The following is a 16,688-nucleotide window of genomic DNA, read 5'->3' as shown; positions in this document are numbered from 1 at the left end:
CAGCCCACGACAGAGGGGCGGTTCCCCTCGGAACCGCCCCTCTTCCCCACCTGAGTGAGCGCTATGCCTTGCGGCCCAGCATCTCCTCGACCCGGGCCCGTACGGCCTCGTCGTCCAGACCGCGGACCGTCACCGTCGTGCGGCGGCGCAGCACGTCGTCGACCGTCTCGGCCCACTCGTTGTCACGGGCGTAGGCGACCTGCGCCCAGATCTCCGGACCGTCCGGGTGGATGCGCTCGGCCAGCGCCGGGTCCTCGTTCGCGATCCGCGCGATGTCGAAGGCGAGCGAGCCGTAGTGCGAGGCCAGGTGGCGCGCGGTCAGCGGGTCCATCCGCGTGCCGGGCTCGCGGTCCACGAGCAGCCGGTGCGCGACCGCGTTCGGGTTGGCGACACCCGGCAGCGCGATCCGGCGGACGAGGGACTTCACCGGCTCCATGTCCTCGGTCAGCGGGCTGCCCGGGAGCTTCGCCAGCTTGTCCATGACCACGCGGCCGATGTGGCGGTACGTGGTCCACTTGCCGCCGGCCACCGACAGCATGCCGCCCGCGCCCTCGGAGACCACCGTCTCGCGCTTGGCCTTCTCGACGCCGCCGGGGCCGCCGGGCAGCACCCGCAGGCCCGCGAAGGCGTACGTCATCAGCGAGCGGTCCAGGTCCGCGTCCTTCACCGAGAAGGCCGCCTCGTCCAGGATCTGCTGGATGTCGGACTCGGTGGCGCGCACGTCCGCCGGGTCGCCCTCGTACACCTCGTCGGTGGTGCCGAGCAGCAGCTGGTCCTCCCACGGGAGGGCGAAGGTGATGCGGTACTTGTCGATCGGGGTGGCCATGGCGGCCTTCCACGGCGACTTGCGCTTCATGACGATGTGCGCGCCCTTGGAGAGGCGGATCGACGGCATCGAGTGCTTGTCCTCCATGCGCCGCAGGTGGTCCACCCACGGGCCGGTGGCGTTGAGCACGACACGCGCGTCCACACCGAACTCCGTGCCGTCCAGACGGTCCTTGAGCTCGGCGCCGGAGACCCGGCCGCGCGTCATGCGCAGCCCGGTGACCTCGGCGTGGTTGAGGACGACCGCGCCCGACTCGACGGCCGCGCGGACCGTCATGACGGCGACGCGGGAGTCGTTCATCTGGTGGTCGTAGTAGACCGCGACGGCCTTGAGGTTGTCCGTCTTCAGGCCCGGGTTGTCGGCGGCGGCGCGGGCCGGGGAGATGACCTTGCCCATGCCGTCGCCGAAGGCCGAGAGCGCCGAGTACGCGAACACGCCCGCGCCCAGCTTCGCCGCACCGACCGGACCGCCCTTGTACACGGGCAGGTAGAAGGTGAGCGGGTTGACCAGGTGCGGGGCCACGTCCTTGGCCAGCACCCGGCGCTCGTGGTGGTTCTCGGCGACCAGCTTGACCGCGCCGGTCTGCAGGTAGCGCAGACCGCCGTGGACGAGCTTGGAGGAGGCGGAGGAGGTGGCGCCGGCGAAGTCGCCGGCGTCCACCATGGCGACCCGCAGACCCGACTGCGCGGCGTGCCAGGCCACCGAGGTGCCCAGGATTCCACCGCCGATGACCAGCAGGTCGTACGTGGCCTTGGCCAGCTGCTCACGGGTCTCGGCGCGGCTCGGGTTCGAACCGGCGGTCGGGTGCGTGCCCAGTGCGGTCACGCTCTGCGGGATGCTCATATCTCTCTTAGCTCCTCGTCGATTGACTCAGCTGAGTGCGGTCAGCTGGCGTCTTCGTCGTCGACCCAGCCCATGGACCGCTCCACGGCCTTGAGCCAGCTCTTGTACTCGCGGTCCCGCTGCTCGGCGGGCATCCGCGGGGTCCACTCCGCCGCGCGGCGCCAGTTGGCGCGCAGGGCGTCGGTGTCGGGCCAGAAGCCGACGGCCAGGCCGGCGGCGTAGGCGGCGCCGAGGCAGGTGGTCTCGGCGACCATCGGGCGCACCACGGGGGCGTCCAGGAAGTCCGAGAGCGTCTGCATCAGCAGGTTGTTGGAGGTCATGCCGCCGTCGACCTTGAGGGCCGCGAGCTCGACGCCCGAGTCCTTGGTCATGGCGTCGGTGATCTCACGGGTCTGCCAGGCGGTGGCCTCCAGGACGGCACGGGCGATGTGCGCCTTGGTGACGTACCGGGTGAGGCCGGCGATCACACCGCGGGCGTCGGAGCGCCAGTACGGGGCGAACAGGCCGGAGAAGGCGGGCACGAAGTAGGCGCCGCCGTTGTCCTCGACCGAGGAGGCCAGCGTCTCGATCTCGGCCGCGGACTTGATCAGGCCCATCTGGTCGCGCATCCACTGGACGAGCGAGCCGGTGACGGCGATGGAGCCCTCCAGCGCGTAGACCGGCTTCTCGTCGCCGATCTGGTAGCCGACCGTGGTCAGCAGGCCGCTGTAGGAGTTGATGATCTTGTCGCCGGTGTTCATCAGCATGAACGTTCCGGTGCCGTACGTGGACTTCGCCTCGCCCTCGGCGAAACAGGTCTGGCCGAACAGCGCGGCCTGCTGGTCACCGAGCGCCGAGGCGACCGGGACGCCGGCGAGGACACCGTCCTTGACGTGGCCGTAGACCTCGGCGGAGGACTTGATCTCCGGGAGGACGTTCAGCGGGACGCCCATGGACTCCGCGATGCGCTCGTCCCACTCGCGGGTGTGCAGGTTCATCAGCATGGTGCGCGAGGCGTTGGTGACGTCGGTGACGTGCACGCCGCCCTGGGCGCCGCCCGTGAGGTTCCAGATGACCCACGAGTCCATGGTGCCGAAGAGGATGTCGCCGGCCTCGGCGCGCGCCCGCAGGCCCTCGACGTTGTCGAGCAGCCAGCGGACCTTCGGGCCCGCGAAGTAGCTCGCCAGCGGCAGGCCGGTCTCGCGGCGGAAGCGGTCCTGGCCGACGTTGCGGCCGAGCTCCTTGCACAGGGCGTCGGTGCGGGTGTCCTGCCAGACCAGCGCGTTGTGGACCGGCTCGCCGGTGTTCTTGTCCCACAGGACGGTGGTCTCGCGCTGGTTGGTGATGCCGACGGCCTTGACGTCGGCGGAGGTGATCTCGGCCTTGGCGATGGCGCCGGCGACGACCTCCTGGACGTTGGTCCAGATCTCGGAGGCGTCGTGCTCGACCCAGCCCGGCTTCGGGAAGATCTGCTCGTGCTCCTTCTGGTCGACGGCGACGATGCGGCCGTCACGGTCGAAGACGATGCAGCGGGAGGAGGTGGTGCCCTGGTCGATCGCGGCGATGAAGGGGCCGGTGCTGCTGGTCATGGTGGCTGCTCCTGGCAGGTCTCTGAGTAGGCGGAATCAGGAGGGCGGTGCGGATCTTGCGATCTTGCCGATGCTGATCAGGCGAACGCGATGTTGTACAGACCACCGGCGACGGCGGCACCGACGAGCGGGCCGACGACCGGGATCCAGGAGTACCCCCAGTCCGAGCCGCCCTTGTTGGGCAGCGGGAGCAGGGCGTGCACGATGCGCGGACCGAGGTCGCGCACCGGGTTGATGGCGTAGCCGGTCGGACCGCCCAGCGAGAGGCCGATGCCGACGACCACGAACGAGGTGATCAGGACGCCTATGACACCGAGCCCCTTGCCACCGTCCTGGAGGCCCTGGGTCAGGATGGCCAGGACCAGGACAGCGGTTCCGATGATCTCGGTCGCGAGGTTCTGCACGACATTACGGATCTCGGGGCCGGTCGAGAAGATGCCGAGCACCGGGCCGGCCGTGTCGTGCGGGTGCGGGTCCTCAGGACCGAGCTTGGCGTCGCGGATGTGCTCCGGGTCGGCCAGGTGCACGCGGAACTGGCCGTAGTACGTGACCCACATCAGGACGGCGCCGAGCATCGCGCCCAGGAGCTGGCCGGCGAAGTAGACGGGCACGTCGCCCCACTCGCCGGTCTTGACGGCGAGGCCGACCGTGACCGCGGGGTTGAGGTGCGCGCCGGAGAGCGGAGCGGAGACGTACGCGGCGATCAGTACGGCGAAACCCCAGCCGAAGGTGATCGCGAGCCAGCCCGCGTTGCGGGCCTTGGAGCTCTTGAGCGTGACGGCGGCGCAGACGCCACCGCCGAGCAGTGTGAGCAGGGCGGTACCGATGGTCTCGCCGATGAAGATGTCGGAGCTGGACACCCGCGACTCCTTTGTCTTACGTCCAGGGGTGGGCGGACACCGGGTCCCTCCGGTGGTCCACGCACTCGGTGAGTGCTGCACCGGTCCTTGGCCTCGTCACACCCTAACGCGTATTGCCGGTAGGTGTTCGACAATGCCGACCGATGAACGGCAGTTTTCCGCCTTGGCGAAGAAGGCGTCAAGGGTCGACCAAGTCAAAGAACCGGATCGTTACCACCCGGTCCGATCGTCCAAATCAAGCCAATGGGCGATCGGAAGATGACAAAATCCACCCGAACGGCGCACTGGGTGGCCTTCGGGTGGATCGATTGGCTCAGGTCAAGCTCAGAACCGGCCCGCTCCGAGGTCGCGTGAAACCGACCTTGCGCAGTCCCGTACGGAGGCCACCAGGGACGCCCGGGGCTCCCCGGACTCGCCGCAGACGCGCTCCACGGCCCCCGCGACGGCCACCGCGCCCACGGGCATCCGGCGCCGGTCGTGGATGGGCGCCGCCACGGAGGCGATGCCGTCCCACGTCTCCTCGACGTCGGCTGCCCAGCCGCGGGCCCGGGTCAGGTCGAGGATCTCCTCGAACCCCGCGGCGTCCGTGACCGTACGGGGGGTGAACGACTCCCGGTCCACTTCCATGACCTGGGTGTGCGCGACCGGGTCGTAGGCCGACAGCACCTTGCCCAGGGCCGTGGAGTGCAGCGGCTGCATGGCCCCCACCTCCAGCACCTGGCGGCTGTCGTCGGGCCGGAACACGTGGTGCATGATCAGCACCCCGCTCTTGTGCAGCACCCCCACGTACACGCTCTCGCCGCTCGCCCGGGCCAGGTCGTCCGTCCAGACCAGGGCGCGGGCCCGCAGCTCGTGCACGTCCAGGTAGCTGTTGCCCAGGCGCAGCAGCTCCGCGCCCAGCTGGTAGCGGCCGGACGCGGGGTCCTGCTCCACGAAGCCCTCGGCCTGCAGGGTGCGCAGGATCCCGTGCGCCGTGCCCTTGGCCAGGCCGAGGGAGGAGGCCACGTCCGAAAGGCCCAGCCGGCGCTCCCCGCCCGCCAGGAGCCGCAGCATCGCAGCGGCTCGTTCGAGCGACTGGATGTTCCGTGCCATCGCGCAGCCTCCTGCTGACGTAGTTCGACAATGCTGAACACTATCGGTCGATGCCGACCTTGTGCATGCGTGGGCGATTCCCGGGGCGGCGCGGACCGGTGTAACCCGTGCGGACCCCCCGCGCACAGAATGCAGTCCGCCACGTGGGACGGCCTCACCGGGGCCGGGGCCACGCGGTTACCCTGGCCGCGTGCACCCTTGACACAGAGGGGGTGCAAAGCCGACAGCCGTCGCATCCCAGGGAGCTCAACCATGGCCTCGTTGCCGAACCCGCCCGCAGACACCCAGACCCGGGCCGATGCCCTCCGAGAGGCGCTCGCCACCCGGGTGGTCGTCGCCGACGGAGCCATGGGAACGATGCTCCAGGCGCAGGACCCCACGATGGAAGACTTCCAGCAGCTGGAGGGCTGCAACGAGGTCCTCAACGTCACCCGCCCCGACATCGTGCGGACCGTGCACGAGGCGTACTTCTCGGTGGGCGTGGACTGCGTCGAGACGAACACCTTCGGTACGAACTTCGCGGCACTGGCCGAGTACGACATCGCGGAGCGCAACTTCGAGCTGTCGGAGTCCGGTGCCCGCATCGCGCGTGAGGTCGCGGACGAGTTCACCGCTTCCACGGGGCAGCAGCGCTGGGTCCTGGGTTCGATGGGCCCGGGCACCAAGCTGCCCACCCTCGGCCACATCACGTACCCGAAGATCCGCGACGCCTACCAGATCAACGCCGAGGGGCTGCTCTCCGGCGGCGCGGACGCGCTGCTCGTCGAGACCACCCAGGACCTCCTGCAGACCAAGTCGTCCATCATCGGCGCCCGCCGCGCCATGGAGGCGCTCGGCGTCTCCGTCCCGCTGATCTGCTCCGTCACCGTCGAGACCACCGGCACGATGCTGCTGGGTTCGGAGATCGGCGCCGCCCTGACGGCGCTGGAGCCGCTGGGCATCGACATGATCGGGCTGAACTGCGCGACCGGTCCGGCGGAGATGAGCGAGCACCTGCGCTACCTCGCCCGCAACGCCCGCATCCCGCTCTCCTGCATGCCCAACGCCGGCCTGCCCGTCCTGACCAAGGACGGCGCGCACTACCCGCTGACCGCCCCCGAGCTCGCCGACGCGCAGGAGACCTTCGTCCGCGAGTACGGACTCTCCCTCGTCGGCGGGTGCTGCGGTACGACGCCGGAGCACCTGCGCCAGGTCGTGGAGCGGGTGCGCGGCGCTGCCGTCACCGAGCGCAAGCCGCAGCCGGAGCCGGGCGCCGCGTCCCTGTACCAGACGGTGCCGTTCCGCCAGGACACCTCGTACATGGCGATCGGTGAGCGGACGAACGCCAACGGGTCGAAGAAGTTCCGGGAGGCGATGCTGGAGGCGCGCTGGGACGACTGTGTGGAGATGGTGCGCGACCAGATCCGTGAGGGCGCGCACATGCTCGACCTGTGTGTGGACTATGTGGGCCGTGACGGTGTCGCGGACATGGAGGAGCTGGCCGGGCGTTTCGCGACGGCCTCGACGCTGCCGATCGTCCTGGACTCGACGGAGGTTCCCGTCATCCGGGCGGGTCTGGAGAAGCTGGGCGGCCGGGCCGTCATCAACTCCGTCAACTACGAGGACGGCGACGGTCCCGAGTCCCGCTTCGCGAAGGTCACCCGGCTGGCGCAGGAGCACGGCGCCGCGCTGATCGCGCTGACCATCGACGAGGAGGGCCAGGCCCGCACCGTCGAGCACAAGGTCGCCATCGCGCAGCGGCTCATCGCGGACCTGACGGGGAACTGGGGCATCCGTGAGTCGGACATCCTCATCGACACCCTGACCTTCACCATCTGCACCGGCCAGGAGGAGTCCCGCAAGGACGGCATCGCCACGATCGAGGCGATCCGCGAGCTCAAGCGGCGCCACCCGGACGTCCAGACCACCCTCGGTCTGTCCAACATCTCCTTCGGCCTCAACCCGGCCGCCCGTGTCCTGCTCAACTCGGTCTTCCTCGACGAGTGCGTCAAGGCCGGCCTGGACTCGGCCATCGTGCACGCGAGCAAGATCCTGCCCATCGCGCGGTTCGACGAGGAGCAGGTCAACACCGCCCTGGACCTCATCTACGACCGTCGCTCGGAGGGCTACGACCCCCTGCAGAAGCTGATGGCGCTCTTCGAGGGCGTCAACACCAAGTCCCTGAAGGACGGCCGCGCCGAGGAGCTCCTCGCGCTGCCGCTGGACGAGCGTCTGCAGCGCCGCATCATCGACGGCGAGAAGAACGGCCTGGAGGCCGACCTCGACGAGGCCCTGCAGACCCGTCCGGCGCTGGACATCGTCAACGACACGCTCCTGGAGGGCATGAAGGTCGTCGGCGAGCTCTTCGGCTCCGGTCAGATGCAGCTGCCCTTCGTGCTCCAGTCCGCCGAGGTGATGAAGACGGCCGTCGCCCATCTCGAACCCCACATGGAGAAGACGGACGACGAGGGCAAGGGCACGATCGTGCTGGCCACCGTCCGCGGCGACGTCCACGACATCGGCAAGAACCTCGTCGACATCATCCTCACCAACAACGGCTACAACGTCGTCAACATCGGCATCAAGCAGCCCGTCTCCGCGATCCTCGAAGCGGCGCAGGAGCACAAGGCCGACGTGATCGGCATGTCCGGTCTGCTGGTGAAGTCGACGGTCATCATGAAGGAGAACCTGGAAGAGTTGAACCAGCGCAAGCTGGCCGCCGACTACCCGGTCATCCTGGGCGGCGCCGCGCTGACCCGCGCCTACGTCGAGCAGGACCTCCACGAGATCTACGAGGGCGAAGTCCGCTACGCCCGCGACGCCTTCGAGGGCCTGCGCCTGATGGACGCCCTCATCGCCGTGAAGCGCGGCGTCCCCGGCGCGGCGCTGCCCGAACTCAAGCAGCGCCGCGTCGCCAAGAGGGACACTCCCGTCCTGCAGGTGGAGGAGGCGGAGGAGCCGGGCGGCCGCTCGGACGTCTCCGTCGACAACCCCGTCCCCACCCCGCCGTTCTGGGGCACCCGCGTGGTCAAGGGCATCCCGCTCAAGGACTACGCCTCCTGGCTGGACGAGGGCGCCCTGTTCAAGGGGCAGTGGGGCCTCAAGCAGGCCCGCGCCGGCGGAGCCACGTACGAGGAGCTCGTCGAGAGCGAGGGCCGTCCGCGGCTGCGCGGCCTCCTGGACAAGCTGCACACGGAGAACCTGCTGGAGGCGGCCGTCGTCTACGGGTACTTCCCCTGCGTGTCCAAGGGCGAGGACCTGATCATCCTGGACGAGGCCGGCAACGAGCGGACCCGTTTCACCTTCCCGCGCCAGCGCCGCGGCCGCCGTCTGTGCCTCGCGGACTTCTTCCGCCCGGAGGAGTCCGGCGAGACCGACGTCGTCGGCCTCCAGGTGGTCACCGTGGGGTCGAAGATCGGCGAGGCGACGGCCAAGCTGTTCGAGTCCGACTCCTACCGCGAGTACCTGGAGCTGCACGGCCTGTCCGTCCAGCTGGCCGAGGCCATGGCCGAGTACTGGCACGCCCGCGTCCGCGCCGAGCTCGGCTTCGGCGGCGAGGACCCGGACAAGGTCGAGGACATGTTCGACCTCAAGTACCGCGGTGCCCGCTTCTCCCTCGGCTACGGGGCCTGCCCCGACCTGGAGGACCGCGCCAAGATCGCCGACCTCCTCCAGCCGGAGCGGATCGGGGTCCACCTCTCGGAGGAGTTCCAGCTCCACCCCGAGCAGTCCACCGACGCGATCGTGATTCACCACCCCGAAGCGAAGTATTTCAACGCGCGCTGAGGCGGACCGGCGTACACTGGTCGGTCCCATACAGGCCGGTCACCTGTTCCCGAGGGCATGTTCCCGCGGGTGGAGGTGACCGGCCTTCTCGTCCCCTGAGAAAGGCGTGCCATGACCAGCACCGTTCCCGTCCCCGTGGTCCGTACGGCCGACGGGCACGCCCTGCAGGCGGTGCTGCTGGACATGGACGGCACCCTCGTCGACACCGAGGGATTCTGGTGGGAGATCGAGGCGGACATCTTCCAGGAGCTCGGGCACCGGCTCGACGAGTCCTGGCGGGACGTGGTCGTCGGCGGTCCCATGAGCCGCAGCGCCGCCTTCCTGATCGAGGCGACCGGCGCCGCCATCGGCCTCGCCGAGCTCAGCGTGCTCCTCAACGAGCGCTTCGAGGCACGCATCGCCGACCAGGTCCCGCTGATGCCCGGCGCCGAGCGGCTGCTGAGCGAGCTGGCCCGGCACAACGTGCCCACCGCCCTCGTCTCCGCCTCGCACCGCCGCGTCATCGACCAGGTCCTGCTCACCCTCGGCCGCGACCGCTTCACGATGACGGTCGCCGGGGACGAGGTCGCCCGTACCAAGCCGCACCCCGATCCGTACCTGCTCGCCGCGAACACCCTCGGCGCGCACCCCGCCCGGTGCGCCGTCATCGAGGACACCGCCACCGGCGTCGCCGCCGCGGAGGCCGCCGGCTGCCGGGTCGTGGCCGTCCCCTCCGTCGGGCACATCGAGCCCGCCCCCGGCCGGACGATCGTGCGCTCGCTGGAGGACGTCGACCTGCCGTTCCTGCGGTCCCTCATCAGCCCCCTGAACTGAGCCCCTGGGCTGAAGCGCCCTGGGCTGAGCGCCCTGAACCGGGCCCGCTGAGCTGAGCGGCGCACATCGTGCATTTCCCACCGAACACCACGCACCGGTACGCCCCGCACACGCTCTGTACCGAACGGAACGACGGCAGGATCAAGGTCCTGCGAGAGGATCTTCCGTCGGATGCCCCGGAGGCTGAAATTCCATCCCCTCCGGGGCAGTTGTCCCGGGTGACCTTTGTCACCCGTCAAGCCCCCGAGACACCTGTCCCAGGCCTCCTGAGCCTTCCCTTGTGTCCGGATTGATCAGCTCCTGACCGAATCCGGAGCGACCTCCGCATGGACAGCCAGTCCGCTCCCATCACGGTGCGAATACGCCCCAAGTCAGGCCAGTTCCAGCCATCCCGTCCCGGCCCACTAGTGTCGATCCGGGCACCGCGTCATACCTCAGCCGTCCGGGCACACACCCCTGTGCGCGGGACCGCGTGGACCGATCGTCACTACACCGGCCCGATCGTTCCGCCCTGAACGGGCGATCGTCGCGAAGTGCCCTTTACGCCGCTTAGAGCAAGTGCCGGTTACAGGGAGTACTTCCAGCATGAACCGCAAGACCATGGTGCTGACGGCCGCGGCCGGACTGCTCACGCCCACGCTCGCCGCATGCGGCAGCGTCAGCGGCGGACGAGCGGGATCCGGAGCGATCGTCGTCGGGACCACCGACCGGTTCGAGGCCGCCGAGTACGCCCCCGCCCCGTTCGACCCGGCCTACGCGTACGACGCCGGAGCCTGGAACGTCCTGCGCCAGACCGTCCAGACCCTGATGCACACCCCGCGCGGCGGCGGCCAGCCCGTCCCCGAAGCGGCCTCCGACTGCCGCTTCACCGACACCGGCAACGAGAGCTACCGCTGCACCCTGCGCCCCGGGCTCAAGTTCGCGAGCGGCGACCCGCTCACCGCCAAGGACGTCAAGTTCTCCATCGACCGCGTCCGCGCCATCAAGGACGAGAACGGCCCGTCCGCGCTGCTCTCCAACCTCGACAACGTCGAGGCCAAGGGCGCCGACACCGTCGTCTTCCACCTGAAGACCCCGGACGCGACCTTCCCGTACAAGCTCTCCACCCCCGCCACCGGCATCGTCAGCGAGAAGAACTACGACGCCAGGAAGCTCCGCGACGGCTTCGACGTCGACGGCTCCGGCCCGTACACGATGAAGGCCGAGGTCAAGGACAACCAGCTCGTCCGGGCCGTCTTCAGCAAGAACCCGAACTACAAGGGCGACCTCAAGCTCCAGAACGACAAGGTCGAGCTGCGTAGCTTCCGGGACTCCGCGGCCATGGGCAAGGCGCTCACCGACGGGAGGATCCACATGGTCTCCCGCACCCTGTCGCCCGCCCAGATCACCGAGTTCGCGGCCAAGCCCCCCAAGGGCGTCAAGCTCGTCCCGATGCCCGGCCTGGAGATCCGCTACCTCGGCTTCAACACCGAGGCCCCGGTCGTCAAGGACAAGGCCGTACGCCAGGCCCTCGCCGCGGCCGTCGACCGCAACGCCCTCATCTCCAAGGTCTACGGCAAGTCCGCGCAGCCGCTCTACTCGCTGGTCCCCACCGCCGTTACCGGCCACGTCAACTCCTTCTACAGCAAGTACGGCGAGGCCAACACCGCCAAGGCCGCCACCCTGCTGAAGGACGCCGGGATCAAGACCCCGGTCAAGCTGACGCTGCACTACACCAACGACCACTACGGCGACGGCACGGCAGCCGAGTTCGAGGCCCTCAAGGCCCAGCTCAACTCCACCCAGCTGTTCGACATCACCGTCCAGGGCACCGACTGGGCCGACTTCCGCCCCGCCCAGAAGCAGGGCGACCACGCCGCCTACGGGCTCGGCTGGTTCCCCGACTACCAGGACGCCGACAACTTCCTCGCCCCGTTCCTGGAGCAGGACAACTTCCTGGGCACGCCGTACGCCAACAGCGCGGTGCGCACCAGGCTCCTCCCCGAATCCCGGCGCGCCGTCGACCGCAACGTCGCCGTCCCCGCGATCACGGAGATGCAGGACATCGTCGCCGAGGACGTGCCCGTCCTGCCCCTGTGGCAGGGCAAGCAGTACGTCGCCGCACGCGACGGGATCACCGGAGTGGAGTGGTCGGTCAACGCCATCTCCGACCTCCAGCTGTGGGAGCTCGGCCGCGGCGTAAGCGGCTGAGCAAGGCAACGACCGGCAGCGGGTGTCGCGGGCCGGGCAACGAAACAGTTCGACTGTGAAGGACGTATCCGTGAATCGACGTAACCAGTGGCTGGCGGCCCCGCTCGGCGCAGCCACCGCCGCCGCGCTGCTCAGCGGTTGCGGCTCGACCGATGGATCCAATGCCGGCGACGGCAAGGGCGTGGTCATGGGCATATCCGACAAGGTGAAGTCCACCGACCCCGCGTCGGGCTACGACCCCGGCTCCTGGCTGCTCTTCAACAACGTCTTCCAGTCGCTGCTGAGCTTCCCCAAGGGCGGCACGACGCCGGAGCCCGACGCCGCGCAGGCCTGCAACTTCGAGGGCGGCGACAGCAAGGTGTACAAGTGCACCCTGCGCCCCGGCCTGAAGTTCAGCAACGGCCACAGCCTGACCTCGAAGGACGTCAAGTACTCCTTCGAGCGCACGCTGAAGATCAACGACGAGAACGGCCCGGCCGTGATGCTCGCGTCGATCGCCGGTATCGACGCGCCCGACGAGAAGACCGTGGTCTTCCGCCTCAAGACCTCCGACGCCACCTTCCCGAGCAAGATCGCCTCGGGTGCGGGCGCCATCGTCGACCACGCCGAGTACCCGGCGGACAAGCTCCGCACGGACAACAAGGCCGTCGGCTCCGGCGTCTACAAGCTGGACGCCTTCAACGACAAGAGCGCCAGCTTCTCGGTCAACGACTCCTACACCGGCAAGGCCAAGGCCAAGAACACCGGCGTGACGCTGAAGTTCTTCAACGGCGACCAGGCCGCCCTCAAGACCGTCCTCGAAAGCGGCGACGTCGACTTCGCCTTCCGCGGCCTGGCCGCCAAGGACATCGCCGCCCTCGCCGCCGTCAAGACCGGCGACAACAAGGTCGACGTCGTCCAGGGCACCGGCGCCGAGGTCGAGCACATGGTCTTCAACATGAACGACCCGGTCGCAGGCAAGCTCCCCGTCCGCAAGGCCATCGCCTACCTCGTGGACCGCGAAGCGCTCGTCAAGGACGTGTACGCGGGCACCGCCGCCCCGCTCTACTCGATCGTCCCCGCCGGTATCGCCGGACACACCACGCCCTTCTTCGACCGCTACGGCGGCAGCCCGCAGGTGGAGAAGGCCAAGGCCGTCCTCAAGGCCGCCGGCATCAACGGCAAGATCAAGATCACCCTGTACTCCACGCCGTCCCGCTACGGCCCCTCCACCGACCAGCAGTTCCAGGTCATCGCCAAGCAGCTCAACGACAGCGGCCTCTTCGAGGCCGACATGAAGTCCGTCGAGTTCGACCAGTACGAGAAGGACATCCAGGACGGCAAGTACGGCGTCTACGTGAAGGGCTGGGTGCCGGACTACCCGGACGCCGACAACTTCACCCAGCCGTTCTTCGGCCCGGACAACGTCCTGCGCAACAACTACGACAACAAGGAGATCACCGGGACGATCATCCCGTCGACCTCCGCGAAGTCCGACCGCACCGCGGCCAACACGGACTACAACCGCCTCCAGGACATCGTCGCCGACGAGATCCCGATCCTCCCGCTCTGGCAGGGCAAGCAGTACGCCGTCACCCGCCAGAACGTGACCGGCCTGCAGTGGTCCCTCGACGCCTCGACCGTCTTCCGCTTCTGGGAGATCAGCAAGGGCTGACCCGCCCCGTACGGCAACGGGCCGGCAACCGCGTCACGCGGTCGCCGGCCCGTTCCCGTACCCCTGGTGCGCCCCCTACTGGGCGCCGGGCCGCACCAGCCCGCTCTCGTACGCGTACACCGCCGCCTGCACCCGGTCACGCAGGCCCAGCTTCGTCAGCACGTGACCCACATGCGTCTTGACCGTCGTCTCGCTCACGAACAGGTCCGCCGCGATCTCCGCGTTCGACAGACCGCGGGCCACCAGCTTCAGCACCTCGACCTCACGCTCCGTCAGTGTCCCCAGCGTGTTCGGCGCACTGTCCTCGCCCGACGGCAGGTGCCCCGCGTACTTGTCCAGCAGCCGCCGCGTGATGCTCGGCGCGAGCATCGCCTCACCCGCCGCCACCACCCGGATCGCCTGCACCAGCTCATTGGCCGGCGCGTCCTTCAGCAGGAACCCGCTCGCGCCCGCCCGCAGCGCCTCCACCACGTACTCGTCCAGATCGAACGTGGTCAGTACGAGCACCTTCGCCGGCCCGTCCCGGCCCGGACCGGTGATCTGCCGGGTGGCCTCCACCCCGTCCATCCGCGGCATCCGGATGTCCATCAGCACCACATCCGGCTGCAGCGCGCGCACCTGGTCCAGCGCCTGCAGGCCGTCCCCGGCCTCGCCGACCACCGCCAGATCCTGCTCCGCCTCCAGGATCATCCGGAAACCGGTGCGCAGCAGCGGCTGGTCGTCGACCAGTAGGACGCGGATCGCCACGGGGTCTACCTCGTATTCATCGGACGGCTTCGGCGGGCCCGCCCATTCTGCCCTGACCCGGCGATCAGGAATCCGCCGGGCCGACCGCCCCGCCCCGCGGCGGGACCGCCAGCGGATACACCGGGGGAGTCCCGCCGAACTCCGGACACACCGCCCGGTGATCGCACCAGCCGCACAGCTTCGTCGGCCGCGGCCGCCACTCGCCCGTCTCCGTCGCTTCCCGGATCGCCTCCCACAGCGCGAGCAGCTTGCGCTCCACCCGCTCCAGATCCGCGATCACCGGGTCGTACGTCAGCACGTCCCCGCTGCCCAGGTACACCAGCTGCAGCCGCCGCGGCACCACCTGCTTCAGCCGCCACACCACCAGCGCGTAGAACTTCATCTGGAACAGCGCACCCTCGGCATACTCCGGCCGCGGCGCCTTGCCCGTCTTGTAGTCGACGATCCGCACCTCACCCGTCGGCGCGACATCCACCCGGTCGATGATCCCGCGCAGCCGCAGCCCCGACTCCAGCTCCGTCTCCACGAAGAACTCCCGCTCCACCGGCTCCAGCCGCGTCGGGTCCTCCAACGTGAACCAGCGCTCCACCAGCGCCTCGGCCTCCGTCAGCCACCGCGCCAGCTCCGCCCCCTCGTCACCCTCCGGGAACAGCTCCGTCAGCTCCGGCTTCGACTCCAGCAGCCGGTCCCACTGCCCCGGGATCAGCGCCTTCGCCCGCGGCGCCGTCCGCTCCTCGGCCGGATGGTCGAAGAGCCGCTCCAGCACCGCATGCACCAGCGTCCCGCGGGTAGCAGCGGCACTGGGCTTCTCCGGCAGCTTGTCGATCACCCGGAACCGGTACAGCAACGGGCACTGCATGAAATCGCTCGCCCGCGAAGGGGAAAGCGAAGAAGGCGCCACGGCGCTGGGCGCCACGTCTGCCGGACCGTTGCCGGGGCTCGTCGTCATGCGTAAAACCCTACGACCCGCAACCGACAGCACGCGCATACCATCGACGCAAAGGCACCTTGCACTGCATGATCGGTACATCACACCCCGCTGCACCATCAACGCGACGCACGCACCACAACCCCCCAGACACCCTCCGGGGGAACCCCCAGAACGAAGGAAAGCCGTGGCAGACACCGACGAAACCGGCGAGCGCGGAGGCCGGCGCTCCGGACCGGGCGGCGGACTCCTCATGGGCCGCCCCTTCGGCGTACCCGTCTACGTCTCGCCCAGCTGGTTCCTGGTCGCCGCCCTCATCACCTGGGTCTTCGGCGACCAGCTCGACCGCGTCCTGCCGGACCTCGGCCCCGCCCGCTACCTCGTCTCCCTCTTCTTCGCCGTCGCCTTCTACGCCTCCGTACTGGTCCACGAACTCGCGCACACCGTCGCCGCCCTCCGCTTCAAACTCCCCGTGCGCCGCATCCAGCTCCAGTTCTTCGGCGGAGTCTCCGAGATCGAGAAGGAATCCGAGACCCCCGGCCGCGAGTTCGTCCTCGCCTTCGTCGGTCCCCTCCTCTCGCTCATCCTCGCCGGAGCCTTCTACCTCGGCATGAAGGCCGTCGACCCCGCGACCGTCCCCGGCGTCCTCCTCGCCGGCCTGATGATCTCCAACCTGCTCGTCGCCGCCTTCAACCTGCTCCCCGGCCTCCCCCTCGACGGCGGCCGCATGCTCCGCGCCGTCATCTGGGGCATCACCGGCAAGCCCATGACCGGCACCGTCGCCGCCGCCTGGATCGGCCGCGGCCTTGCCGTCGCCGTCCTCCTCGGCCTGCCGCTCCTCACCCACACCGGGGCCGTCGGCAACCGCAGCGCCGAGATCGGCGGCATGGACACCGTCATGGACGCCCTGCTCGCCGCCATCCTCGCCGCCATCATCTGGACCGGCGCCGGCAACAGCCTGCGCATGGCCCGCCTGCGCGAACACCTCCCCGAACTCCGGGCCCGCACCCTCACCCGGCGCGCCATCCCCGTCGAGAACGCCACCCCCCTCTCCGAAGCCCTGCGCCGCGCCAACGAAGCCGGCGCCCGCGCCCTCGTCGTCGTCGACGGCCACGGAGACCCCATCGCCATCGTCCGCGAGAGCGCCATCGCCTCCGTCCCCGAACACCGCCGCCCCTGGATCGCCGTCAGCACCCTCGCCCAGGACCTCACCGACGGCATGAAGGTTTCAGCGGACCTCACCGGCGAAGAACTCCTCGACCACCTCCGCGCCACCCCCGCCACCGAATACCTCGTCCTCGAACCCACCGGCGAGATCTACGGCGTCCTCTCCACCCTCGACGTCGAAAAGGCCTTCGTGAAGGCCATGGCGCGGCCCCAGTCCTGAAGCCAATACACTGGT

At 69.4% G+C, this 16,688-nt stretch carries 11 protein-coding genes; 5 read left to right on the top strand and 6 right to left on the bottom strand.

Annotated elements, in window-relative coordinates:
• Positions 1 to 61 precede the first annotated feature (61 nt).
• The 4 genes from ACGFYQ_RS15075 to ACGFYQ_RS15060 all read right to left on the bottom strand — a co-directional run bounded on the left by ACGFYQ_RS15075 (position 62) and on the right by ACGFYQ_RS15060 (position 5,189).
• The gene (locus ACGFYQ_RS15075; RefSeq protein WP_393743804.1) at positions 62 to 1,669 is read right to left on the bottom strand and encodes an FAD-dependent oxidoreductase; all 1,608 of its coding nucleotides are present in this window, start codon (positions 1,667 to 1,669) and stop codon (positions 62 to 64) included.
• Positions 1,670 to 1,710: 41 nt separating this feature from the next.
• Positions 1,711 to 3,237, bottom strand: coding sequence for a glycerol kinase GlpK (gene glpK, locus ACGFYQ_RS15070; protein WP_393743802.1), 1,527 nt, complete (start codon positions 3,235 to 3,237; stop codon positions 1,711 to 1,713).
• Positions 3,238 to 3,314: 77 nt separating this feature from the next.
• Positions 3,315 to 4,097, bottom strand: coding sequence for an MIP/aquaporin family protein (locus ACGFYQ_RS15065; RefSeq protein WP_393743800.1), 783 nt, complete (start codon positions 4,095 to 4,097; stop codon positions 3,315 to 3,317).
• 324 nt (positions 4,098 to 4,421) lie between these two features.
• Positions 4,422 to 5,189: an IclR family transcriptional regulator gene (locus ACGFYQ_RS15060; RefSeq protein WP_393743798.1), complete on the bottom strand. Its 768-nt coding sequence runs from the start codon at positions 5,187 to 5,189 to the stop codon at positions 4,422 to 4,424.
• 252 nt (positions 5,190 to 5,441) lie between these two features.
• Here ACGFYQ_RS15060 and metH point away from each other — a divergent pair, with 252 nt between their 5' ends.
• The 4 genes from metH (at position 5,442) to ACGFYQ_RS15040 (ending at position 13,611) form a co-directional block, all read left to right on the top strand.
• Entirely contained in the window at positions 5,442 to 8,954 is a 3,513-nt protein-coding gene (metH, locus tag ACGFYQ_RS15055; RefSeq protein ID WP_393743796.1) for a methionine synthase, read from the top strand.
• Positions 8,955 to 9,065: 111 nt separating this feature from the next.
• Positions 9,066 to 9,767, top strand: coding sequence for an HAD family hydrolase (locus ACGFYQ_RS15050; protein WP_393743794.1), 702 nt, complete (start codon positions 9,066 to 9,068; stop codon positions 9,765 to 9,767).
• Positions 9,768 to 10,352: 585 nt separating this feature from the next.
• Positions 10,353 to 11,957, top strand: a complete 1,605-nt coding sequence (locus tag ACGFYQ_RS15045; protein WP_393743792.1) for an ABC transporter substrate-binding protein — start codon at positions 10,353 to 10,355, stop codon at positions 11,955 to 11,957.
• Positions 11,958 to 12,027: 70 nt separating this feature from the next.
• Positions 12,028 to 13,611, top strand: a complete 1,584-nt coding sequence (locus tag ACGFYQ_RS15040) for an ABC transporter substrate-binding protein (RefSeq protein WP_393743790.1) — start codon at positions 12,028 to 12,030, stop codon at positions 13,609 to 13,611.
• Positions 13,612 to 13,686: 75 nt separating this feature from the next.
• On the opposite strand, the gene ACGFYQ_RS15035 is transcribed toward ACGFYQ_RS15040, so the two are convergent.
• Both ACGFYQ_RS15035 and ACGFYQ_RS15030 read right to left on the bottom strand, forming a co-directional pair.
• Positions 13,687 to 14,358, bottom strand: coding sequence for a response regulator (locus tag ACGFYQ_RS15035; RefSeq protein ID WP_393743788.1), 672 nt, complete (start codon positions 14,356 to 14,358; stop codon positions 13,687 to 13,689).
• 64 nt (positions 14,359 to 14,422) lie between these two features.
• On the bottom strand, positions 14,423 to 15,307 hold the full coding sequence (locus ACGFYQ_RS15030) for a RecB family exonuclease (protein WP_393743786.1): 885 nt from the start codon (positions 15,305 to 15,307) through the stop codon (positions 14,423 to 14,425).
• Between ACGFYQ_RS15030 and ACGFYQ_RS15025 the strand changes: the two genes are divergently transcribed.
• Entirely contained in the window at positions 15,216 to 16,673 is a 1,458-nt protein-coding gene (locus tag ACGFYQ_RS15025; protein WP_393743784.1) for a site-2 protease family protein, read from the top strand. The two genes, ACGFYQ_RS15030 and ACGFYQ_RS15025, sit on opposite strands and share 92 nt — an antisense overlap.
• The last annotated feature ends 15 nt before the right edge of the window (positions 16,674 to 16,688 follow it).

This window comes from Streptomyces sp. NPDC048258 (assembly GCF_043201995.1).
Taxonomy (GTDB): Bacteria; Actinomycetota; Actinomycetes; order Streptomycetales; family Streptomycetaceae; genus Streptomyces.
The sequence above is the reverse complement of the archived record's forward strand: the minus strand, read 5'-3'. Positions and strand labels throughout refer to the sequence as shown.

Bases quoted from the DNA above. Each gene is read 5' to 3' on its own strand.
- glpK (WP_393743802.1), bottom strand. From the start codon at position 3,237: ATGACCAGCAGCACCGGCCCCTTCATCGCCGCGATCGACCAGGGCACC.
- ACGFYQ_RS15050 (WP_393743794.1), top strand. From the start codon at position 9,066: ATGACCAGCACCGTTCCCGTCCCCGTGGTCCGTACGGCCGACGGGCAC.
- metH (WP_393743796.1), top strand. From the start codon at position 5,442: ATGGCCTCGTTGCCGAACCCGCCCGCAGACACCCAGACCCGGGCCGAT.
- ACGFYQ_RS15030 (WP_393743786.1), bottom strand. From the start codon at position 15,307: ATGACGACGAGCCCCGGCAACGGTCCGGCAGACGTGGCGCCCAGCGCC.
- ACGFYQ_RS15045 (WP_393743792.1), top strand. From the start codon at position 10,353: ATGAACCGCAAGACCATGGTGCTGACGGCCGCGGCCGGACTGCTCACG.
- ACGFYQ_RS15025 (WP_393743784.1), top strand. From the start codon at position 15,216: ATGAAATCGCTCGCCCGCGAAGGGGAAAGCGAAGAAGGCGCCACGGCG.
- ACGFYQ_RS15060 (WP_393743798.1), bottom strand. From the start codon at position 5,189: ATGGCACGGAACATCCAGTCGCTCGAACGAGCCGCTGCGATGCTGCGG.
- ACGFYQ_RS15075 (WP_393743804.1), bottom strand. From the start codon at position 1,669: ATGAGCATCCCGCAGAGCGTGACCGCACTGGGCACGCACCCGACCGCC.